This window comes from Streptomyces sp. NPDC104307 (assembly GCF_055584045.1).
Genome location: NZ_JBVJMU010000014.1, coordinates 22,029 through 43,837 on the forward strand (window position 1 = coordinate 22,029; position 21,809 = coordinate 43,837).

22 protein-coding genes and 1 riboswitch are annotated in these 21,809 nt (G+C 70.7%); of the genes, 15 read left to right on the forward strand and 7 right to left on the reverse strand.

The window, feature by feature from the left end:
- Positions 1–9: 9 nt before the first annotated feature.
- The 3 genes from ACZ601_RS28455 (at position 10) to ACZ601_RS28465 (ending at position 3,549) form a co-directional block, all read left to right on the forward strand.
- Positions 10–1,404, forward strand: coding sequence for a dipeptidase (locus ACZ601_RS28455; RefSeq protein ID WP_469543227.1), 1,395 nt, complete (start codon positions 10–12; stop codon positions 1,402–1,404).
- 44 nt (positions 1,405–1,448) lie between these two features.
- Positions 1,449–2,393 (forward strand): NAD(+) diphosphatase, encoded by a 945-nt coding sequence (nudC, locus tag ACZ601_RS28460; protein ID WP_440577472.1) that lies wholly within the window; start codon positions 1,449–1,451, stop codon positions 2,391–2,393.
- 126 nt (positions 2,394–2,519) lie between these two features.
- Positions 2,520–2,624, forward strand: a riboswitch (ZMP/ZTP riboswitch).
- Positions 2,625–2,715: 91 nt separating this feature from the next.
- Positions 2,716–3,549 (forward strand): bifunctional 5,10-methylenetetrahydrofolate dehydrogenase/5,10-methenyltetrahydrofolate cyclohydrolase, encoded by an 834-nt coding sequence (locus ACZ601_RS28465; RefSeq protein ID WP_469543534.1) that lies wholly within the window; start codon positions 2,716–2,718, stop codon positions 3,547–3,549.
- A gap of 50 nt (positions 3,550–3,599) precedes the next feature.
- Here the strand turns inward: ACZ601_RS28465 and ACZ601_RS28470 are convergent, their stop codons facing one another.
- The gene (locus ACZ601_RS28470) at positions 3,600–4,412 is read right to left on the reverse strand and encodes a phosphotransferase (RefSeq protein ID WP_469543230.1); all 813 of its coding nucleotides are present in this window, start codon (positions 4,410–4,412) and stop codon (positions 3,600–3,602) included.
- Positions 4,413–4,526: 114 nt separating this feature from the next.
- On the reverse strand, positions 4,527–4,769 hold the full coding sequence (locus ACZ601_RS28475) for a mycoredoxin (RefSeq protein ID WP_024492713.1): 243 nt from the start codon (positions 4,767–4,769) through the stop codon (positions 4,527–4,529).
- Positions 4,770–5,011: 242 nt separating this feature from the next.
- Here ACZ601_RS28475 and ACZ601_RS28480 point away from each other — a divergent pair, with 242 nt between their 5' ends.
- The 4 genes from ACZ601_RS28480 (at position 5,012) to ACZ601_RS28495 (ending at position 8,604) form a co-directional block, all read left to right on the forward strand.
- Positions 5,012–7,204 carry an ATP-dependent DNA helicase UvrD2 gene (locus tag ACZ601_RS28480; RefSeq protein ID WP_469543233.1) on the forward strand — a complete coding sequence of 731 codons (2,193 nt, stop codon included), beginning with the start codon at positions 5,012–5,014 and terminating at the stop codon, positions 7,202–7,204.
- A 166-nt stretch (positions 7,205–7,370) separates the two neighbouring features.
- Positions 7,371–7,706, forward strand: a complete 336-nt coding sequence (locus ACZ601_RS28485; RefSeq protein ID WP_440577475.1) for a hypothetical protein — start codon at positions 7,371–7,373, stop codon at positions 7,704–7,706.
- A 173-nt stretch (positions 7,707–7,879) separates the two neighbouring features.
- Positions 7,880–8,248, forward strand: a complete 369-nt coding sequence (locus ACZ601_RS28490; protein WP_073736556.1) for a WhiB family transcriptional regulator — start codon at positions 7,880–7,882, stop codon at positions 8,246–8,248.
- Positions 8,249–8,280: 32 nt separating this feature from the next.
- Positions 8,281–8,604 (forward strand): hypothetical protein, encoded by a 324-nt coding sequence (locus tag ACZ601_RS28495; protein WP_440577476.1) that lies wholly within the window; start codon positions 8,281–8,283, stop codon positions 8,602–8,604.
- Positions 8,605–8,869: 265 nt separating this feature from the next.
- Here ACZ601_RS28495 and ACZ601_RS28500 read toward each other — a convergent pair whose 3' ends face one another.
- Together ACZ601_RS28500 and ACZ601_RS28505 are read right to left on the reverse strand one after the other, a co-directional pair.
- Positions 8,870–10,324, reverse strand: coding sequence for an ABC1 kinase family protein (locus ACZ601_RS28500; protein WP_469543235.1), 1,455 nt, complete (start codon positions 10,322–10,324; stop codon positions 8,870–8,872).
- 41 nt (positions 10,325–10,365) lie between these two features.
- Positions 10,366–11,514 (reverse strand): ThiF family adenylyltransferase, encoded by a 1,149-nt coding sequence (locus ACZ601_RS28505; RefSeq protein ID WP_440577478.1) that lies wholly within the window; start codon positions 11,512–11,514, stop codon positions 10,366–10,368.
- Between the two features lie 187 nt (positions 11,515–11,701).
- Here ACZ601_RS28505 and ACZ601_RS28510 point away from each other — a divergent pair, with 187 nt between their 5' ends.
- From ACZ601_RS28510 to ACZ601_RS28525, 4 genes are all read left to right on the forward strand, one after another.
- Positions 11,702–12,325, forward strand: coding sequence for a M48 metallopeptidase family protein (locus ACZ601_RS28510; protein ID WP_440577479.1), 624 nt, complete (start codon positions 11,702–11,704; stop codon positions 12,323–12,325).
- A 107-nt stretch (positions 12,326–12,432) separates the two neighbouring features.
- The gene (locus tag ACZ601_RS28515) at positions 12,433–14,070 is read left to right on the forward strand and encodes a TerD family protein (protein ID WP_469543239.1); all 1,638 of its coding nucleotides are present in this window, start codon (positions 12,433–12,435) and stop codon (positions 14,068–14,070) included.
- Between the two features lie 11 nt (positions 14,071–14,081).
- Positions 14,082–14,762: an AIM24 family protein gene (locus ACZ601_RS28520; protein WP_440576948.1), complete on the forward strand. Its 681-nt coding sequence runs from the start codon at positions 14,082–14,084 to the stop codon at positions 14,760–14,762.
- Positions 14,763–14,781: 19 nt separating this feature from the next.
- Complete coding sequence (locus tag ACZ601_RS28525) at positions 14,782–15,537, forward strand: AIM24 family protein (protein WP_073737052.1); 756 nt, start codon at positions 14,782–14,784, stop codon at positions 15,535–15,537.
- Between the two features lie 72 nt (positions 15,538–15,609).
- Here ACZ601_RS28525 and ACZ601_RS28530 read toward each other — a convergent pair whose 3' ends face one another.
- Both ACZ601_RS28530 and ACZ601_RS28535 read right to left on the reverse strand, forming a co-directional pair.
- Positions 15,610–16,161, reverse strand: coding sequence for an NUDIX hydrolase (locus tag ACZ601_RS28530; RefSeq protein WP_440576949.1), 552 nt, complete (start codon positions 16,159–16,161; stop codon positions 15,610–15,612).
- Positions 16,158–17,633 carry a zinc-dependent metalloprotease gene (locus tag ACZ601_RS28535; RefSeq protein ID WP_440576950.1) on the reverse strand — a complete coding sequence of 492 codons (1,476 nt, stop codon included), beginning with the start codon at positions 17,631–17,633 and terminating at the stop codon, positions 16,158–16,160. The genes ACZ601_RS28530 and ACZ601_RS28535 overlap by 4 nt, the downstream gene beginning before the upstream one ends.
- Before the next feature lie 124 nt (positions 17,634–17,757).
- Between ACZ601_RS28535 and ACZ601_RS28540 the strand changes: the two genes are divergently transcribed.
- The 4 genes from ACZ601_RS28540 to ACZ601_RS28555 all read left to right on the forward strand — a co-directional run bounded on the left by ACZ601_RS28540 (position 17,758) and on the right by ACZ601_RS28555 (position 21,212).
- Entirely contained in the window at positions 17,758–19,107 is a 1,350-nt protein-coding gene (locus tag ACZ601_RS28540) for an SDR family oxidoreductase (protein ID WP_469543245.1), read from the forward strand.
- A 92-nt stretch (positions 19,108–19,199) separates the two neighbouring features.
- On the forward strand, positions 19,200–19,661 hold the full coding sequence (locus ACZ601_RS28545) for a molybdenum cofactor biosynthesis protein MoaE (RefSeq protein ID WP_469543248.1): 462 nt from the start codon (positions 19,200–19,202) through the stop codon (positions 19,659–19,661).
- A 128-nt stretch (positions 19,662–19,789) separates the two neighbouring features.
- The gene (locus ACZ601_RS28550; RefSeq protein WP_440576953.1) at positions 19,790–19,978 is read left to right on the forward strand and encodes a hypothetical protein; all 189 of its coding nucleotides are present in this window, start codon (positions 19,790–19,792) and stop codon (positions 19,976–19,978) included.
- A gap of 145 nt (positions 19,979–20,123) precedes the next feature.
- Complete coding sequence (locus ACZ601_RS28555; RefSeq protein ID WP_469543253.1) at positions 20,124–21,212, forward strand: YlbL family protein; 1,089 nt, start codon at positions 20,124–20,126, stop codon at positions 21,210–21,212.
- Between the two features lie 25 nt (positions 21,213–21,237).
- On the opposite strand, the gene ACZ601_RS28560 is transcribed toward ACZ601_RS28555, so the two are convergent.
- Entirely contained in the window at positions 21,238–21,807 is a 570-nt protein-coding gene (locus tag ACZ601_RS28560; RefSeq protein WP_469543255.1) for a PPA1309 family protein, read from the reverse strand.
- Between the last annotated feature and the right edge of the window lie 2 nt (positions 21,808–21,809).

The window sequence follows — 21,809 nt, forward strand, 5'->3', positions numbered from 1 at the left end:
CTGAAGGTCATGAGCGACACCCCGGACAGCGCCGTCCGTACGTACACCGAGCAGCACCGCGCGGCCTTCCTCGACGACCTCGCGGAGTGGCTGCGCATTCCCTCCGTATCCGCGCAGCCGGAGCACGACGGAGACGTACGGCGCAGCGCCGAGTGGCTGTCCGCCAAGCTCAAGGAGACCGGCTTCCCGGTCACCGAGGTCTGGGAGACGGACGGTGCGCCCGCCGTCTACGCCGAGTGGCCGTCCGACGATCCGGACGCCCCCACGGTCCTGGTGTACGGACACCACGACGTGCAGCCCGCCGCCCGCGAGGACGGCTGGGACACCGAGCCGTTCGAGCCGGTGATCCGGGACGGCAGGATGTACGGGCGCGGCGCGGCGGACGACAAGGGCCAGGTGTTCTTCCACACCCTCGGCGTCCGGGCCCACCTCGCCACCACCGGCCGCACCAGCCCCGCCGTGCACCTCAAGCTGCTCGTCGAGGGCGAGGAGGAGTCGGGCTCCCCGCACTTCCGCGCCCTGGTCGAGCAGCGGGCAGACCGGCTCACCGCGGACGCCGTGATCGTCTCCGACACCGGTATGTGGGACGAGGCCACCCCGACCGTCTGCACCGGCATGCGCGGACTGGCCGAGTGCGAGATCGAGCTGCGCGGCCCCGGGCAGGACATCCACTCCGGTTCGTTCGGCGGCGCAGTCCCGAACCCGGCGACCGAGATCGCCCGGCTCGTCGCGGCGCTCCACGACGCGGACGGACGGGTCGCGGTCCCCGGGTTCTACGACGGCGTGAGCGAACTGACCAGCACCGAACGCGAACTCTTCGCCGCGCTCCCCTTCGACGAGGCCACCTGGCTGCGCACCGCCAAGTCGCAGTCCGCGTCCGGCGAGGCGGGCTACTCCACCCTGGAGCGCGTCTGGGCCCGCCCCACCGCCGAGGTCAACGGCATCGGCGGCGGCTACCAGGGCGCCGGGAGCAAGACGATCATCCCGTCCGCCGCCCTGGTCAAGATCAGCTTCCGGCTGGTCGCGGGCCAGGAGCCGGACCGGATCCAGGAGGCCGTACAGGCCTGGGCAGAGGCCCGTATCCCGGCCGGAATCGGCCATCGGATCACCTTCCTCCCCGCCACCCGCCCCTGCCTCACCCCGCTCGACCACCCCGCACTCCAAGCCATCACCCGCGCCATGGGACGGGCCTTCGGCAAGAAGATCCTCTTCACCCGCGAAGGAGGCTCGGGACCCGCCGCGGACCTACAGGACGTGCTCGGCGCCCCCGTCCTCTTCCTCGGCATCTCCGTACCGTCCGACGGCTGGCACGCCCCCAACGAGAAGGTCGAACTCGACCTGCTGCTCAAGGGCGTGGAGACCACCGCCCACCTCTGGAGCGAACTGGCGGCGGCACTCCGCTGAATCCTCTGAACACCCGATCCATCCCGGGGGAGTAGGAAGCACCTGTGAGCACCTTCGACAACGCCATCACCGACCGGCCCATCGGTCTGACCGCGCCCAGCGGCATCGACCGCGCCGCGCACCACCGCCTCGACGAGGCCTGGCTGGCCGCGGCGTGGAGCCACCCGACGACCCGGGTCTTCGTCGTCTCCGGCGGGCAGGTGCTGATCGACGACACCGACGACGGCACCGAACTCGTGATGACCCCCGCTTTCGAGGCGCCCGTCACCGAGACCCACCGCTACTTCCTCGGCACCGACGAGGACGGCGTCAGCTACTTCGCCCTGCAGAAGGACTCCCTGCCGGGCCGCATGGACCAGTCGGCGCGCCCCGCCGGGCTGCGCGAGGCCGGACTGCTCCTCGGGGCCCGCGACGCCGGACTGATGGTGCACGCGGTGGCCCTGGAGAACTGGCAGCGGCTGCACCGCTTCTGCTCGCGCTGCGGCGAACGCACGGTCATCGCGGCTGCCGGGCACATCCGCCGCTGCCAGGCCTGCGGCGCGGAGCACTACCCGCGTACCGACCCGGCCGTGATCATGCTCGTCACCGACGACCAGGACCGTGCCCTGCTGGGCCGACAGGTCCACTGGCCGGAGGGCCGCTTCTCCACCCTGGCCGGATTCGTCGAGCCGGGCGAATCGATCGAGCAGTCCGTGGCGCGCGAGGTCTTCGAGGAGGCGGGCATCACGGTGGGCGAGGTGGAGTACGTCGCCAGCCAGCCCTGGCCCTTCCCATCCAGCCTGATGCTTGGTTTCATGGCACGGGCCACGACGTACGAGATCAACGTCGACGGCGAGGAGATCGAGGAGGCGCGCTGGTTCTCCCGCGAGGATCTGACAGCCGCCTTCGATTCGGGCGAGATCCTGCCCCCGTTCGGCATCTCGATCGCGGCCCGGCTGATCGAGATCTGGTACGGGAAGCCCCTCCCGAGGCCGCGCAGCGCCGGCTGACAGGCGCGGCTCCGGCCGGTACGCCCGGCTCCGGCCGACACGCGCAGCGCCGGCTGACACCGGAGCGAGGACGCGAGCGGGGAGTGCGCTCGCACTCCCCGCTCGCGTCCGCGCGCCTCTACAGTGGGTGCGGGCCGTGACTGGCGCTGAGGTGGAGCACCACCGGGGAGCGGCCGCAGAGAACACCGGCAGTCCATGGGGCTGCCGGAGCCGTGCGCCTGGGCGACCGACCACGATCCCGCGATCCCCGCGGCCCGTCGGCCGACGCGATCGCCCGAGCGCCCAGGAGTACCACGTGAACCCGACCCGCACGGCTCAGCTGATGGACGGCACCGGCCTCGCCCGCCGGAGTGTCGAGGAGACCGCCGCCGCGGCCGCGGAGATCCGGCTGCGCACCGGAACACCGCCCTGCCTGGCCACCGTCCTCGTCGGTGAGGACCCGTCCTCCGTGACGTACGTCAAGATGAAGCGCAACCGGTGCGCGCGTGCGGGCATCGAGTCCCGGCACGTGGCGCTCCCCGCCGACGCCACCACCGCGGATGTGGTCGCCGCGGTGACCGCGCTGTCGAACGACCCGGGAGTGCACGGCATCCTGCTCCAGCACCCGATGGGCCCGCACGTCGACGAACGGGCCGCCTTCGAGGCGATCGCCCCCGAGAAGGACGTCGACGGGGTCACCATGCACTCCTTCGCGGCGATGGGTTTCGGCCTCCCCGGATTCGTCTCCTGCACCCCCGGCGGCATCATGCGGCTGCTCGACGCGTACGAGGTCGGCCTCGCGGGCAAGCACGCGGTGGTCGTGGGACGCAGCGCCATCCTGGGCAAGCCCGCCGGAATGCTCCTCCTCGGCCGCAACGCCACGGTGACGTACTGCCACTCGCACACCGCAGAGCTCTCCTCGATCGTCCGGCAGGCGGACGTCCTGGTGGTCGCGGTCGGCCGGCCGCGCTTCATCACCGGCGCCGACATCAGGCCCGGCGCGGTGGTGATCGACGCGGGCTACAACGAGGGCAACGTCGGTGACGTCGATTTCGAGACAGCGGCCGAGCAGGCGAGCCTGATCACCCCCGTCCCCGGCGGAGTCGGCCCGATGACCATCGCCGTCCTTCTCGAACAGACGGTGGCGGCGGCGTCCCGCCAGCTCGGCCTGAGCTGACCCCGGGCGCACCGCCGCGAGGAGGGCGGGACCGCACAGGTCCGAGTGCGTCAGTCGATCAGCGCGGCCGTGAACGTGTCGCGCTGATCGGCCAGCCAGCCCTGCACGCGGTCCCAGCGCTCCCATCCGCCGCGGTCGGCCAGCGCCTGGAGGTAGACCGGATCACCGTCGGCCACGCGACGGGCGACGAAGCCCCGGCAGGTCTCCGTGGCCTGTTCGATCACCCCCGGCAACGCGGCGCGCTCCGCCGCCGGGAGGCCGTAGCCGTCGGCGAGGATCCGCAGCCGGGCGCACACATCCGGCCCGCCGGGATACAGGGCGGCCGCGGACACCGGATCGAGCATGGGCACCCAGTAGCGGGCAGCCATGGCGAGGTCCCAGAGAGGGCGGCCCGGAGCCGCCAGGTCGAAATCGATCAGGGCGGCGGCCCGGCCGTCGCGGAAGACCACGTTGTCCGGGCACACGTCGTTGTGGCACACCATCGTTCCTCCCGCCGGGTCGGCGAGATCCTGCGGCCAGCCGTCGTCCGCACCGGCCCCGACGGCCTCGCTCGCCGCATGCAGGCGGCGCAGCAGTCTCCCCACCGATTCGAGGGCGGTTGTCGTCAGCACCCAGTCCGGGAACGGTGGCAGAGCCACCTCGCCGGGGATGAAGGTCAGCTGCTCACGGCCGTCAGGGGTGAGGCCGAGGGGAGTCGGCGCCGCGTCGAAGCCGTGCTCCCTCAGCGCCCGGAGGTGGGCGTGCAGGGCGGGGGCGTTGGGCGGTGCGGGCCGGTCCACCAGCTCACCCCGGCGGAAGACGGCGCCCGCGTTCGCCATGCCCCCATGCAACGCCTCGCCGTCCGCCCCGCCCCCGGTCGTCATGCGCATCACGCTACCCGCGAGCCGGTCTCGCAGGGCGGACCCGGGGAATCCGGCGGACATGGAAAACCCCCGATCCGGCACCGGGCCGGTCGGGGGCGTGCGCGACGACGCCGGTCAGGCGCCGAGCGCCTGCTTCACCTGGGCCAGCGAAGGGTTCGTCAGCGTCGAACCGTCCGGGAAGAGAACCGTCGGGACCGTCTGGTTCCCGCCATTCGCCTTCTCGACGAAGGCCGCCGACTCCGGGTCGTGCTCGATGTTGATCTCGGTGTACGCGATGCCCTCGCGGTCCATCTGGCCCTTGAGCCGACGGCAGTATCCGCACCACGTGGTGCTGTACATCGTCACAGTGCCCGGCATGTCTTGGCGCTCCTCTGTCTCTTCGATCGCGGCAATCCCGTCACATCCCGTCACGGTCTCGTCCGTCGTACCCACGAGCCGGGACGTGCGTCACCGCACGAAAGGGGAACGTACGCAACCCGGCCGCCATTCCCGGACCGCCCCGTATTAGTACGACGGATACGGCACCATTAGTACGACGAATACGGCACCCCTGTGGACAACCTCAGCACCGGCCCCTTCCGACCTGGCAGCATGGCGGGGTGACATCAGCAACGCATTCCACCCTCTTCCCTCAGGTCCCCGACTCCGCCGACGCCATCCTGGACGGGCTCGACCCCGAACAGCGCGAAGTCGCCACGGCCCTGCAGGGCCCGGTGTGCGTGCTGGCCGGAGCCGGTACGGGCAAGACGCGGGCCATCACGCACCGCATCGCCTACGGGGTGCGTGCCGGGATAGTCCAGCCGACGAGTGTGCTCGCCGTCACGTTCACCAACCGGGCCGCCGGCGAGATGCGGGGACGGCTGCGCCAGCTCGGGGCGGGTGGCGTGCAGGCGCGGACGTTCCACTCCGCGGCCCTGCGCCAGCTCCAGTACTTCTGGCCGAAAGCTGTCGGTGGCGATCTGCCCCGGCTGCTGGAGCGCAAGGTCCAGCTGGTGGCAGAGGCGGCCGCCCGCTGCAACATCCGGCTCGACCGCAACGAGCTGCGCGATGTCACGAGCGAGATCGAATGGGCCAAGGTCACCCAGACCGTGCCCGCCGACTATCCGGCCGTGGTCGCCAAGTCCCAGCGCGACGCCCCACGCGATCCCGCCGAGATCTCGCAGGTCTACGCGATGTACGAGCAGCTGAAGCGGGACCGCACGGTCATCGACTTCGAGGATGTGCTGCTCCTGACCGTCGGCATCCTCCAGGACCGGCACGACATCGCCGACCACGTGCGCCGGCAGTACCAGCACTTCGTCGTCGACGAGTACCAGGATGTCAGCCCGCTCCAGCAGCGGTTGCTGGACCTCTGGCTGGGCGACCGGGACAACCTCTGCGTCGTGGGCGACGCCAGCCAGACGATCTACTCCTTCACCGGGGCCACCCCCGACCACTTGCTGAACTTCCGCACCCGTCACCCCCGGGCCACCGTCGTCAAGCTCGTCCGGGACTACCGCTCCACACCGCAGGTGGTCCACCTGGCCAACGGGCTGCTCGGCCAGGCCAGGGGCAGGGCCGCCGAGCACCGGCTCGAACTGGTCTCGCAGCGCGAGCGCGGCCCGGAGCCCGCCTATACGGAGTACGCGGACGAGCCGGCGGAGGCCGAAGGCACCGCCCGCCGCATCCGCGACCTGATCGCGGCCGGTGTCCCGGCGGGCGAGATCGCCGTGCTCTACCGGGTCAACTCCCAGTCCGAGGTCTACGAACAGGCCCTGGCCGACGCGGGGGTGCCGTACCAGCTGCGGGGCGCGGAGCGGTTCTTCGAGCGCGCGGAGGTGCGGGAAGCGGGCGTCGCCCTGCGCGGCGCGGCCAGAGCCGGAGGCAACGACTCCCTGCTGGACGATGCGCAGGGGCTGCCCGCAGAGGTCCGCGCGGTGCTGTCCACCAAGGGCTGGCGCAGCGAGCCGCCCGCCGGCTCCGGCGCGGTGCGTGACCGCTGGGAGTCGCTGGCCGCCCTGGTCAGACTCGCGGAGGACTTCGAACAGGCCAGGCCCGGCGCGACCCTCTCCGACCTGGTCGCCGAGCTGGACGAGCGGGCCGCGGCCCAGCACGCCCCCACGGTCCAGGGAGTCACCCTGGCCTCGCTGCACTCCGCGAAGGGCCTGGAGTGGGACGCCGTGTTCCTGGTCGGACTGACCGAGGGCATGATGCCGATCACCTACGCGAAGACGGACGAGCAGATCGAGGAGGAGCGCCGGCTGCTGTACGTCGGCGTCACCCGGGCCCGCTTCCACCTCTCGCTGTCGTGGTCGCTGGCCCGCTCGCCCGGCGGCCGGTCCGGCCGCCGCCCGAGCCGCTTCCTGAACGGGCTGCGCCCCGGCTCCGCGGCGTTGGGGTCCAGGAGTGCTGCGAGTGGTGGCGGCGGCGGTATCGAGCGGCCGGCGGCGGCCCGCCGCAAGCGGCGCGGGCCCGCGCTGTGCAGGGTGTGCGGCAGAACCCTCACCGACGCCGGTGAGATGAAGCTGATGCGCTGTGACGACTGCCCGTCGGACATGGACGAGGCGCTGTACGAGCGGCTGCGCGACTGGCGCGCGCTCCGGGCGCAGGAGATCAGCCAGCCCGCCTACTGCGTGTTCACCGACAAGACGCTGATGGCGATCGCGGAGGCAGTGCCGGGCAGCGAGGGCGAGTTGGCCGGGATCCCTGGGGTCGGCGCGCGGAAGCTGGGCCGGTTCGGTGCCGCGGTGCTGGACATCTGCGCAGGTGGGGACGGGGTGGAGGAGCCTGCGGAGGGCGACGAGGAGGTGTGAGAAAAACTCGTCGAAAAAATAGTTTGCGCCCGCCCCAGTAGGCACCATAGGTTCTTAACCACGGGAACAGCGACTTCTCTGAAGCCCTGATCCTGTGCTGTACTTATCCGAATACGTAGGACCGGCTCGGTCGGTCCGCCCTAGACGCCGAGAGGAGGCGATTGAAGTGATCAGCACCATCGAGACCAACAAAATGACCGATCTTTCGGTCGTCTCCGCCTGCTCGCTCGGCCTCGCCTGCTCTTCGACGTCTTCCCTGCGTGGCACCGGTATGTCCGGCATTTCCGCCGTCAGCCCGCTGCCCCTGGTGAGCCTTCCCGAGCGGGAGCGTAATGAGCGACCGACCCAGGCACCGACAGCAGCAGTAGCGAAGGGACAGGCCCAGGCCTATGCCTTTGCGGCCGTCGGTGCGGGAGCGGAAGCCGGAGTCACGAAGCAGACGACGCATCACCACTCGATGTGGGCCTTCCGTGGGCCTGAACCCTGGAGAGATCCAGCCTGATCGACGATCAGGCCGGCGCCTTCAGGGCCGCGGAACCCCACTCGGGATCCGCGGCCCTTTTGTTTTGTCCAAACGGACGAGACAGCACGAAGGAGCCTCGGGACAAGTAACACCTGGTACCAGCCGCCCCCCGGCCAACAGGCCGGAAACGACCAGACGAGGACACCACCACCGTGCAACTCGAAGCGCACGCCCCGTCCGTACCGCCTTCCGAAACGATCCCCCCGCCCTGCCTCACGGAGGACTCCACCTTGCAGCCCCTCACCGCGCTCACCGCGCTCGATGACGCCATCGAGAACCTCGGCGTGCCCGTCCCGTGCCGTTCCTACGACCCCGAGGTCTTCTTCGCCGAGTCCCCGGCGGACGTCGAGTACGCCAAGTCCCTCTGCGGCACCTGCCCGCTCGTCGAGGCCTGTCTCGCCGGCGCCAAGGAGCGTCGCGAGCCGTGGGGTGTCTGGGGTGGCGAGCTCTTCATCCAGGGCGTCGTCGTTGCTCGCAAGCGGCCGCGTGGTCGTCCGCGCAAGAACCCGGTCGCGGCGTGATCGCCGGCCTGGGGGTCACGGCCCCCAAACCCATGAAGCGCATCGGAACCATCGACCGTCCCCAGACCCACGATCCCCGAAACCAGGAACCAATGACCATCCCCACGAGGGAGCCCGTCGGCTCCGCGACACCGGACGTCACCATCATCGGCGCGAACGACTCGCGTCAGAACAGGACCCGTGAGATGCAACTCATCCCAGAAGCCCTGGCTCGTGCTCATATGCACGACCGCCTGCGGGAAGCCGACGCGGAACGTCAGGCCGTACGCCTGGTCTCCGCGCGGCGGATGCAGCGCCGGGCCGAGCGCGCCTCGATGCGCGCCCGGCGTGCGCTCGCCATGGCGGTCATGCACTGATCCGACCAGGACAGAAGCAGTGCAGAACACAGCAGTAAAGAACACAGCAGTAAAGAAGACGCAGCAGTAGACGAGCACAGCGGTACCGAACGCCGGCCGTACAGAACCTCGGCCGTACCGCTGCGGGGCAGCCGCTCTCTGGCCCGCAGCGAACGGTACCCAGCACCGACATCACCACCCCTGCCTCGGGGCCGGTCCACGCGGACCGGCCCCGAGGCCGTTCCGTGTGGTGCCGCGTCGGCACCGACCGGTGGGTGACCGGCGGCTAGGTGGCGAGCTCCGAAGGAGCTTCCCCGGGACACTCCTCCTCGGCCCACTCCTCCTCTTCCTGCGGCAGGAACCCCGGCAGCCAGGATTCGAGCTCCTCGCGCAGCCGGACCGTCGCGCCGAGCTGGCACAGCACTCCTATCGTGCTCAACGTCACGCGGTGTATGAGCAGATAGGCGGGCGGCAGATTCAGCTGCTTGCCCAACTGGTGGGCGGGAGAACGCGGATCAGCTATCCGGGCGGCCTGATTACGCATCCAGCCCCGGCTGAAGGCGAACTCCTCCACCAGGGCGGGTTCGATGATCGGCTGCAGGTAGTCGAGCACCGCGTCCGGGGCGAGGTCGACCGAATCCTTGACGAACCCCTCCTCACGCAGCAGCCCGTACACCGCGTCCGCGTCGCCCTGGAGCGTCAGCCGCAACGAGTTGCCGATGGTCTGCGGCAGTCCGCCCGGCAGCCGGTCCACCGTCCCGAAGTCGAGGACACCCAGCCGCCACCGATCGGCCCCGGCACCCGCCGTGCCGTCGATGTCCGCCGGGTCCTCCGAGCCGGCCGGGTCGGTCGGTTCGGTCGGGTCCGGGGGCAGCAGCCGGAAGTTGCCCGGGTGCGGGTCGGCGTGCAGCAGCCCGGTGCGCGCGGGGCCGGAGAAGAGGAACCGGGCCAGCAGCTGACCGGCCCGGTCCCGCTGCTCCGCGGTTCCGTCGGCGATCACATCGGCCAGCGGCACACCGTCGATCCACTCCGTGACCAGCACCTGATCTGACTGGTGGACCACGCCCGGGACCACGACATCGGGATCGTCGGCGAACTCCTCCGCGTGCTCCCGCTGCGACTGCGCCTCCTGCTCGTAGTCCAGCTCCTCCGACACCCGGTCACGCAGCTCCGTGATCAACGGCTTGATGTCCATGCCCGGAACCAGCGGGCCGAGCAGCCGGGCGAACCGGCTGAGCTGGGTCAGGTCCGAGAGCAGCGCCTCCCCGGCACCCGGGTACTGCACCTTCACCGCGACGTCGCGCCCGTCGTGCCACACCGCCCGGTGCACCTGACCGATCGACGCGGCGGCCGACGGTTTGTCCTCGAAGCTCAGGAACAGCTCCCGCCAGTCCTCACCGAGCCGCTCGGCCAGCACCGCGTGGACCGTGCTGTTCGGCATCGGAGGCGCGGCCTCCTGGAGTTTGGTGAGGGCCGCGCGGTAGGGGCCGGCGACCTCCTCCGGCAGGGCGGACTCGAAGACGGACAGCGCCTGCCCGAGCTTCATCGCCCCGCCCTTCAGCTCGCCCAGGACCTTGAAGAGCTGGTCGGCGGTCCGCTGTTGAACCTCGCGGGCGACAAGCTCCGCGGACTTCCCGCCGATGCGCTTGCCCAGCCCCCAGGTGGCGCGGCCCGCGAACCCCAAAGGCAGCGCGGCCAGCTTGGCGGTTCGGGTGACCGCCTTCCGGGGAAGATCAGACATATGCCCCTCCAAATCCCAGACTGCCGCGCTGCGTGCGGCGGCTACCCGGCCATTGTGTCGTGCGCCGTGCCGGCCCCGGAGGTGCGCACCCCCTCAGTGTGCCCACCCGCTCCACAGGAACAGTCGAGGTGCGCCCGGATCCGCTCCGACCGCCAGTCCAACAGCGGCAGTGCGGCTTCCCACCGGGCCCCGGTGCAGGCGGGCAGCTCCCCGTCGAGGAAGGCCAGAGCGTGGGCGGCGGCCAGACCCGCCACCGCGGTCGCCAGGCCCAGATCGCAGGCCTGCACGGCGGTGCGCCGGCCGGACTGCCACTGAGCCAGCATCCGCGGCCACTGCGGGTCCCGGTCGCGCCGGTGCAGATCGAGGCACCCCGCGCACGCCGTGCCGCCCGGCAGCACCAGGGGGCCGACGAATCCGGTGGCCTCGATCACCCCGGCGTAGAGATGAGGTGTGCCCGAGGCGACCCACGGCTCGGCGGTGCGCGGATCGGGGACGTAGGCGGAGAGGCTCTCGCGAGGGGCCACCACGATCAAGGACAGGCCCGGCTCGCCGCTCGCGGGCGGGCCGCCCGACGACTGGGTCGCCCGCGGCGCCGGAGACGGAGCCGAGCGCCGCACCAGCTGCCGGGCCGAGGTGTCCCGGCGCTCTCCGGCCGCCGAGGGCGGCAGGCCCGCCGGCGAGATGTCGCCGGGCTCGACGCCGCCGCCGTCCAGGACCTCGACGTGGCCCACCCCGGATCCGGAGAGCACCGCGGCGAGGGCCGCACCGACCCGGCCCGCTCCTCGTACCTGGACACGCATGGAGCGGCGGGCGGCCAGCCGGCGCATCCCACCGCCGGGCTCGGGATGCACGACGGAGAGGGATGCCAGGTCGGGCCGGTGACGCTCCATGGCGTCCGCCCGTTTCCGTAACGCATCGGTCTCCGGCCCGCCGGCCCGTACGTCGTCGATGAGCCCCGCGTCCAGCAACCGGACCACGAGCGTGTCCACTTGGCGTTCGGTGAGCTCCAGCGACCTGGCCTCTTCGCGCAACAGCGGCATCCCGCGCGTTCCGTCGAGGAGTTCCAGGAAACAGCCCGTCGCGATGTCCATCGGGCCGACCTTCACCGCATGTGCGGGCGTCACACCGAATTGGACGGTGCCGCTGCCGCGCCATGCGCGGCGCAGCGCGGGTTTCAACATCGGATGCACGGCTACCCCCGGTCTGTACGTCTGCGTGAGATCCATTGCCAGAATGCAGCGCACCGCCGGAGCGGGTGAAAAGTTATCCACAGGCGGGGGGTATTAGTCGTTCAAATGGTGCACGCCGTGTGGCGGATCATGTGTGAACCGTTCAGGAGACGGGACTTCCCCCACCGGCAACGGGTAACGTCGTGCCGTGCCCGCCGACCCGTCACCCGGCCTCGCCGGGGAGACCCCCGCGCGCAGCGCCGGAATCCAGCAGCGCAGCGCGGCAGACCATCCGCCCCGCGGCTCGACGACGAGCGCGGTCGAGGTCCGCCGGAGCTCCCGCCGCAGCAGAACGGTCTCCGCGTACCGGGAGGGCGACCGCACGATCGTGCTGATCCCCGCGCGGATGTCCGAGGCCGAGGAGCAGCGCTGGGTGAGCGTCATGCTCGACAAGCTGGCCGCCCAGGAGAGCAGACGCGTTCTCGGTGACAGCGAGCTCGCCGAGCGGGCGGAGCGGCTGTCCGCGCAGTATTTCGACGGCCGGGCCAGACCCGTCTCGGTCCGGTGGGTGACCAACCAGAACACCCGGTGGGGGTCCTGCACCCCGGCCGAGGGCAGCATCCGCCTGTCGCACCGGCTGCAGGGCATGCCGGAGTACGTCGTCGACTACGTGCTCGTCCACGAACTGGCTCATCTCCTGGTGCCCGGACACGGTCCGCGGTTCTGGCGGCTCCTGGACGCCTACCCCCGTACCGAGCGGGCGCGCGGCTATCTCGAAGGGGTGGTGGCGGCAGAGCGGCTGCCGCATCTGCCCGCCGCACGGGACGAGTGACGTTCGGCGATTCTGTACCGGGTCTGTACCGGCTTGGCCCGCGGCGGGACTTTGCGGTTAGCCTGACGCGACGCATTCAGGATCCGGATGGGGGACGGTCGTTACGCATGGCCAGGGAATTCCAACGCGGCCACAAGGCCAAGATCAGCGATCTCACACCGGGGACGGACCTGTACGTAGGTGTGCAGATCGCCGGCCCGGGACTGACCTTTGACATCAGCTGCTTCGGCCTCGATGCCAATGAGCAGCTCTCCGACGACCGGTATTTCATCTTCTTCAATCAGCCGAAATCGCCCGAGGAGTCCATTCAGCTCCTGGGCGCACAGGCCGGTGACACCGAGTCGTTCCGCGTGACTCTGGACCGCGTTCCGGCGAGCATCCACAAACTGTCGTTCACCGCGACGCTGGACGGCGCCGGACAGATGGCGCAGGTCGGCCCCGGTTACATCCGGATCGTCGCGGGTGGCGAGGAAGTCGTCAGGTACGCCTTCACCGGCTCCGAGTTCACCACTGAGCGTGCCGTGATGCTGGGTGACTTCTACCTGAAGGACGTCTGGCGGTTCGCCGCTGTCGGCCAGGGCTTCGACGGCGGCCTTGACGCGCTGCTGAAGAACTTCGGGGGCGAGGTCGCGGAGGAGGAGCCCGCGGCTCCGCAGCCGCAGTCCGCCGCCCCGTCGTTCGCCCCGCCCGCCCAGGCCTCGGCGCCACCTCCGGCGTTCGGTGCCCCGGCCGCACCACAGGCACCACAGGCACCACAGCCCGCGCCGTCCTTCGGCGCACCGGCCGCGCCCGCGCCCACTCCGCAGCAGCAGATGCACGCCGCGCCCACCATCGTGGCGCCGCTGGCGCCACAGGGCGGCAGTGTGCCTCCGCCGCCCCCGCCCCCACCCGCTCCGTACGGGCAGCCGGGGCAGCCGCCCCAGCAACCGCAGTTCGGACAGGTACCGGGACAGGCTCCCGCGCCGTACGGTCAGCCGGCTCCGGCCCCGTACGGGCAGCAGGCGCCCGCTCCGTACGGGCAGCAGCCGCCCGGCATGCAGGGCGGCATGCCGCCGGGCGTGCCGCAAGGGGTGCCGCAGACCGGGGCAGGGCTCCTGGCCGCGCTCCAGCCGTACAAGGAGACGGCCACCGGCCAGCGCTGGACCTCGCAGAACCAGCAGCTCATGAGGGTCGACCTCACCAACGGTGGCGGGGGAGTGCTGGCCAGGCAGGGCAGCATGGTGATGTACCAGGGCAAGGTCGACTTCGGCTACAAGGGCGCCGGTTTCGCCGGCCGGATCGTCGGCAACGCCACCGGCCAGGAAATGCAGCTGATGCGCTGTACCGGCCGGGGCCAGGTCTTCCTCGCGGAGGAGGGCGCCCATCTGCACGCCGTCGAACTCCAGGGCGACGGCATCTGCGTCTCCTCGGAGAACGTGCTCGCCTTCGACGAGTCGCTCCAGTACGAGGTCCGCAGGATCGAGGGCCACGGCATTCCCGGAGGCGCCCTGTTCACCATGCAGTTCCAGGGCACCGGCACCGTCGTCGTCAAGACCCACGGTGTGCCGGTCGTCCTGCCGGTCACCCCGACCACCTTCGCCGACTGCAACGCCGTCGTGGCGTGGTCGTCGGCGTCCCAGGTGATCGTCTCCAGCCAGGTCCGGTTGCGCCGCAACGCCTACCCCGGACACAGCGGAGAGACCGTCAACCTCCAGTTCCGGGGCGCACCCGGCAACTTCATCGTCGTCCAGCCCTACGAGGTCTGAGGGAGCCCGTTATGAATCAGCAACTCGCGGGCTACGCCCCGACCCCCGTCACGGCCCGGATGGAGAACCACGGCCATTCGATGCTGAAGGTGGCCATGGCCACCGGCCAGGACCTGTACGCGCGCACCGGCTCGATGGTGGCGTACGAGGGCTTCATCCAGTACGAGCCCAACCCGCCCGCCGTCCGCCAGCTGGCCTCGCAGTGGATCACCGGCGAGGGCACGCCCGTGATGAAGTGCTCCGGTGACGGGCTGCTCTACCTCGCGGACTACGGCGCGGACGTGGTCGTCATCAATCTCAACAACGACTCGCTCTCGGTCAACGGCACCAACCTCCTCGCCTTCGACGCCCATCTCACCTGGGGTGTCGAACGTGTCAAGGGCCTTGCCAAGTTCGCGGGGCAGGGCCTGTGGAACGTCTGCGTCTCGGGCACCGGATGGGTCGCCATCACCTCCCGCGGTACGCCGATCGTCGTCGACTGCGGTCGCGGCGAGGACGAGACGTACGTCGACCCGGACGCCCTGGTGGCGTGGTCCCCGAACCTCAAGGTGAAGGGGAAGCGCAGCTTCAAGGCCTCCTCGCTCATCGGGCGGGGCAGCGGAGAGGCGTTCCAGATGGCCTTCTCCGGTGAGGGGATCGTCGTCGTCCAGCCGAGCGAAGACAGTACCGACCGCCTGCGGGTCCGGAACTGACGGGGAGGGAGAACACACCATGCAGAGTCCGCTCTTCAGCTATACGGAACAGCAGTCCCAGGACCGGTACGCGGTGCAGAACCCGCAGCTCCTGCGGGTCTCGCTGACCGGCCACGACGACGTCCTCGCCCGCAAGGGCGCCATGGTCGCCTACCAAGGACTGATGGAGTTCGACGGCGAGTACCAGTCGCACGGACAGCGCCGGGCCCGCGCGAGCACCGGTGAGGGCCTCGACCTGATGCGGTGCTCTGGCCAGGGCACCGTCTACCTCGCCAACCTGGCGCAGTACGTCCACGTGGTGGATGTCGACCGCGATGGCATGACGGTGGACAGCGCCTACGTCCTGGCGCTCGACTCGTCACTCCACACCGAGGTCATCGCGGTGGACAGCCAGTACGGCATCTCGGGCACCGGCAAGTACCAGCTCAATATCTCGGGCAGCGGCAAGGTCGCCCTGATGACCTCGGGCCAGCCCCTGATGATGCAGGTCACGCCCGACAAGTACGTCAACGCGGACGCGGACGCGGTCGTCGCCTGGTCCAGCTCGCTGCGCGTGCAGATGCAGGCCCAGACGCACTCCTCCGGCGTCATGCGCCGACGCGGCAACACCGGAGAGGGCTGGGAGCTCAGCTTCCTCGGACAGGGCTTCGCCCTGGTCCAGCCGAGCGAGGTGCTGCCGCCGCAGAGCGCCCAGATCGGCCAGGGGCTGGCTGCCCAGTACGGCATGGGCCAGCAGGGCGTCCACGCCCAGAACCAGAACAACGCCTGGAACTGAGCCGCGCCCGGTGCGATCGGTAAGGGGCGGCCTCCATGGAGGCCGCCCCTTACTCGTGCTGTCGTGGCTCCGCTACCGGACGACGCCGTCCAGCGCTGCCCGCGTACGTTCCACCAGACGCACCACCGAGGAGTCGGCGACCCCGGAGACCTCGTCGTAGGTGAACCAGCGCAGGTCCAGCGATTCGTCGCTGATCCGCTCCGTGGCACCCGAGGGCGCCAGCGCCGCGTACTGGACATCGAGGTGCCAGTTGCAGGGCGCCGGGATCGGGTGCCGGTCCAGGGTGACCGGGCCGCCCGCCAGCAGCGTCAGACCGGCGATGCCGGACTCCTCCGCGGCCTCTCGCAGCGCCGCCCCGGCCAGCGAGGTGTCCCCGGGCTCGCAGTGACCGCCCATCTGCAGCCACATCCGAAGCTTCCGGTGCAGGGTGAGCAGCACCTTTCCGCGCTCCGGGTCCACGACCAGCGCGCTTGCCGTCAGGTGTCCGGCTCCGCAGGCCTTCCACATGCCGTCGGGGTGGAGCGCCAGATGATCCAGGTAGGCCAGCCGCAGCTCCTCCTGGACGGCGTCCGCACCGGGCCCGTAGTTCTCCAGTACGAGAACGGCGTCGTCGTGCAGGCTCACTTTTCGGTGTCGTCCTTGCCGTCGCCGGGGGTGTCGTCGTCGGTCTTGCCTTCGGCACTGTCGGGGCTCGGCCCGCTCTCGCCGTCGGTGCCGGCGGTGGGCTTCCGCGGCCCGTTCGCGGCCTCGCCGAGCATCTTGTCCAGCTCGGAGAAGTCCAGCTGCTCGTGGTGCACGAAGCCGTCCGGGTCGTCCAGGTCGTGGGCGGTCGGCAGCATGTCGGGGTGCTCCCACAGCGCGTCGCGTCCGTCGAGGCCCCGCGCGTCCGTGAGCGAGGCCCACAGCCGTGAGGCGTCACGCAGCCGCCTCGGACGCAGCTGGAGGCCGATCAGCGTGGCGAAGGTCTGCTCGGCGGGACCGCCGGAGGCGCGCCGCCTGCGCATCGTCTCGCGGAGGGCGTCCGCCGAGGTCAGCCGGGACTTCGCGGCCTCGTGCACCACCGCGTCCACCCAGCCCTCGACCAGCGCGAGGGCCGTCTCCAGCCGGGCCAGGGCGGCCTTCTGCTCCGGGGTGTCCTCCGGCTGGAACATGCCCTGCTGAAGGGCTTCCTGCAGCTGCTCGGGCTGTGACGGGTCGAACTGGCCGACCACGTCCTCCAGCTTGCTGGTGTCGACCTTGATGCCGCGCGCATACCCCTCCACGGCACCGAACAGATGCGAGCGCAGCCACGGCACGTGGGCGAAGAGCCGCTGGTGAGCGGCTTCGCGCAGCGCCAGGTACAGCCGCACCTCGTCCTGCGGCACGCTCAGGTCCTTGCCGAACCGCTCGACGTTCAGCGGCAGCAGCGCGGCCTTGCCGGCCGGGCCCAGCGGCAGACCGATGTCGGTCGAGCCGACCACCTCGCCGGCGAGCACCCCGACAGCCTGCCCGATCTGCTGGCCGAACATCGCGCCGCCCATCGACCGCATCATGCCGATCAGCGGGCCCGCCATCGCCTGCATCTCCTCGGGCAGCACGTCGCCCATGGCGAGGCCGACACGCTCGGCCACCGGGTCGACGAGCTTCTGCCAGGCGGGGAGGGATGCCTCGACCCACTCCGCACGGCTCCACGCCACGGTGGAGACGGAGCCGGACGGCAGTGACGTCACCCCGTCCAGCCAGAGGTCCGCCAGTCGCAGCGCCTCATCGACAGAGGCACGCTCGGACGGGCCCACGCTCGCGTCCTTCGTACCGTCCGCGTTGCCCTGCGAGACGGTCTGGCGGGCGATCTGCTTGGCCATGTCCCAGTTCACGGGACCGCCCTCGTAGCTCAGCATCTGGCCGAGCTGCTGGAAGGCGGCGCCCAGGTCGTTCGGGTTCATCGAACCGAACATCGCGGCGAAGGGGTTGTCACCGCCCGCGCCGGGGCCGAAGCCGAGCGGGTTCGCCGGACCGCCCGAACCCTGCCCACCTCCGGTGGGGTCCTTCTTCTTGCCATGGTCGCCGTCGTCCGGCTCCTCCGGCGGAAGGCCGAATCCGAATGGGGTGTCACTCACGGGTTTCCTCGGCTCGTAGGGCCGCCGGAGGGAACCGACGGCGACTGCCCGACATCACCATCCAGCGTAGACACCAAGTCCGCTCAGGGCCTCAGTGCTCCGCCGGCTCCCGGCCTGCGGCAGGATGGACGCCACCTGGTACGTACGCGTCATTCGGGTACGTACTGAAGACAACCGCTGGAGACGCCCGGTGAGTTCCCCAGATCCGCAGGTTCGCGCAGCGCGAAACCTGGCCGACCCGCAGCCCGAGAACAAGTCGCAGAAGAAGTCGCGGAACGAGCAGTCGCAGGACGAGCCGCAGGGCCCGGCCGACCGCACGACCGAGAACGCCGAGAACGCCGAGAACAGGGCCACCGGCACCGCGGCCGAGAGCGCCGAGACCAAGGCCGAGGCCGAGGCCGTCCGGAGCCGCTCCAGGAGCCGAGGGCCCGTCGTGGCCATCACCGGAGCCGCCACGGGGGTCGGTGAGCTGCTCGCGGCCCGGCTCGCGGCCTCGGAGGAGATCAAGCAGGTCGTCGCCATCGACGAGCGCCGCGGGGAGGTCTCGGAGGCGACCTGGCACATCCTCGACGTCCGCGACCCGGCCATCGCGGAGAAGCTGCGGGGCGCGGACGTCGTGGTGCACCTGGCGCTCGATCTCGACCTGGAGACCGATCCCGCCGCCCGCACCGCCTACAACGTGCGCGGCACCCAGACCGTGCTGACCGCCGCCGCGGCCGTCGGCGTCCACCGGGTCGTGCTGTGCACCTCCGCGATGGTCTACGGCGCGCTGCCCGACAACGACATCCCGCTGGCCGAGGACGCCGAGCTGCGGGCCACCGCGGAGGCGACCGGCGTCGGCGATCTGCTGGAGATCGAACGGCTCGGCCGCCGCGCGCCCCGCGCCCACCCCGGGCTCCACGTCACGGTGGTCCGTCCCACGGTGCTCGTCGGCGGTACCGACACGGCGCTGACTCGTTACTTTGAGTCACCCCGCCTCCTGGTCGTCGCCGGATCGCACCCCACCTGGCAGTTCTGCCACGTGGACGACCTGGTCACGGCGCTGGAGTACGCCGCGCTGGAGAAGATCGACGGGGAGTTCGCGGTCGGCTGCGACGGCTGGCTCGAACAGGAGGAGGTCGAGGAGATCAGCGGCGTCCGCCGGATGGAGCTGCCCTCCGCCGTCGCGCTCGGCGCCGCCGCCAGGCTGCACCGGATCGGCCTGACCCCGTCCCCTGCGGGTGATCTGGCGTACACGATGCACCCCTGGGTGGTGAGCGTGAGCCGGCTGCACGACGCGGGCTGGCGCCCGAGCTGGACCAACGAGGAGGTGCTCGCCGCGCTCCTCGAAGAGGTGGAGGGACGGCACACCCTCGCCGGCCGCCGGCTCGGCCGCAAGGACGCCACCGCGGCCGGTGCCGCCGGTGCGACCGTGGCCCTGCTCGGCACCGCCGCCCTGGTGCGACGCGCCCGCAAGGCACGCCGCCGTATCTAGGCCGCGTCTGTAGGAGGCTCCAAGGGCGACGGCGGCCCACCAGCGGATTGCGCTATTCCGTGACGCCGGAGCGGTACGGCACGATGGCCCGTATGGCACCTACGTATGACCACCCCGGCGAGCAGGCGGCCCAGGACCCCATCCGGCTGCTGGAGATCCGCGACACGCCGCTGTCGCTGGACGAGGTCTTCCGTGCCGTCGGCGACGACGCCGCCGGCGGCACCGCGCTCTTCGTCGGCACCGTGCGCAACCACGACGCCGGCCAGGACGTGGGGGCGCTCGGCTACTCGTGCCATCCCTCCGCGCAGGACGAGATGCGCCGGGTTGCGGAGAAGGTGGTCGGTGACTTCCCGGTCCGTGCGCTCGCCGCCGTCCACCGAGTGGGTGAACTGGAGGTGGGCGATCTCGCCGTCGTCGTGGCGGTCTCCTGCCCGCACCGCGCGGAGGCCTTCGAGGCCTGCCGCAGGCTCATCGACGACCTCAAGCACGAGGTTCCGATCTGGAAGCACCAGCGCTTCTCTGACGGCACGGAGGAGTGGGTCGGCGCCTGCTGAGCGCAAACCCCGCCGGGTGGGCTTCCCCCCGATTTGCGTAACCGCACCCCTGCCGTGAGCGTTGGCCCTGCAGATGGTTAATCTGCTGATCGGTCAGTTGCGGTTGCTCATGAGGCAGGGAGGTCGTCATGGCAGCACTCGCCTGGTTGTTGATTCCGCTTTTCGCTGCGTTCGGTGCGGCGATATGGGGAAGCTGGGCCGCCCGTAATCGCACGACCGGCGATGTGACCGAGCTCGCCGGCTACGCCAGGTTCCGTGAGGCGATGGAGAAGCCGGACTCCGGTTCGGAACCGGTCGAGCAGATATCGAACGTCTGACGCCACGCCGAACGTACGCGGTCGCCAATCCGTGCCACCCCGTCGTCAGCCGAAACCTGCCGACGCGTCTCCGTAGCCCCGTTCCGGACCTCGTACGGACCGGCCCCGGCGGTGGACATACGGACCCTTCCCGTACTGTCGTTCCATGCCACGCCGAACCGCGACGATGCTCGCCTCCACCCTGGTTCTGATCGCGCTGCTCTGCGCGGGCGTGCTGATCAAAGTGCCGTACTCGGAGATGTCCCCCGGGCCGACCGTGAACACGCTCGGAGAGGTCGACGGCGCTCCGGTTCTGCAGATCACCGGGCACAAGACGTACAAGACGTCCGGGCACCTCAACATGACGACGGTCAGGGTGACCGGCGCCGACTACAACATGAACCTCGTCGAGGCCGTCTACGGATGGCTGGGCCACGACAGCCTGGTCGTACCGCACGACACGCTCTACCCGGACGGAAAGACCGAGCAGCAGTCGACGCAGGAGAACGCCGAGGAGTTCAGCCAGTCCCAGGAGAGCGCCAAGGTCGCGGCCCTCACCGAACTGGGCATCCCGGTCTCGTCACGGGTCGTGGTCTCCACGGTCGTCAAGGACAGCCCCGCACAGGGCAAGCTGCACGCCGGCGACGTGATCAAGGCCGTCGACGGTACGGCGGTCAAGCAGCCGGAGGATGTCGCGAAGCTCGTCACCCGGCACAAGCCCGGCCAGGACGTCACCTTCACGGTCATCCCGGCCAAGACCGCGGCGGCGGCCGAGAAGTCCGGCAAGGAGCCCCGGGGCACCGAGAAGATCGCCCTCACCACCGCGAAGGCCCCCAAGGAGAACCGCGCGATCGTCGGCATCCAGGCGGGGACGGACCACACCTTCCCGTTCGACATCGACATCAAGCTCGCCGACGTGGGCGGCCCCAGCGCCGGTCTGATGTTCTCCCTCGGCATCATCGACAAGCTCACCCCCGGACAGCTGACGGGTGGCAAGTTCGTCGCGGGCACCGGGACCATCGACGACAAGGGCAAGGTCGGCCCCATCGGCGGCATCAACATGAAGCTGGTCGGCGCGCGCAACGCCGGCGCGCGCTACTTCCTGACCCCGGACGACAACTGCAAGTCGGCCGCCTCCGACACCCCCGACGGACTCACCCTGGTGCGGGTGAAGACGATCGACGACGCCAAGAAGTCGCTGGACAGGATCCGCTCGGGGGACACGGCCGGCCTGGCGAGCTGCTCGACAGGCTGACCGGGCCCCCGCACCGGCCGGGTGGTCAGGACTCGAAGGTCGCGGCCAGTGCCTCGGCCAGCCCCGGCACCAGACCGGCGCCGGTCAGCACGTCGTTCGGGGAGTCCTTCTCCCGCAGCCGCACGGCCGACTCCCGGGCACCGTCCCGCAGGACGGCCACGGTCATCCGCACCTCCTGGCGGTCGGGGTGCTCGGCGACCCACTCGGTCAGCTGGGTGTCGTCGAGGCCTTCGGGGACGGAGGCCTCCGCGGACGGCGGCAGCATCAGCCGCTCCACCGTCATCGCGCACCCGACCACCGCGTCGGGCCAGGCGATCGTGGCGAGGAACTCGTCCAGCGCGGTACCTGCGGGAAGCTCCTCCTGCTCAATAGGGGTGAGTGCGGCGGCCTTCGAGCCGTCGTCGTCGAGGCCCAGCTGGGCGGCGAGGCCCGGCTCCTGGGCCCGCAGCCGGGCGGTGTCGACGAGGGCGAAGAGCCGGGCGGGCTGATCCCAGCCGAGACCGGAGATGTATGTGTCGATTTCGAGCACCGCCACGGTGAGCGGGCTCGCGGCCATCGGAGGGCCTGAGGGGGAAACGTTGGACATGGACAACATCC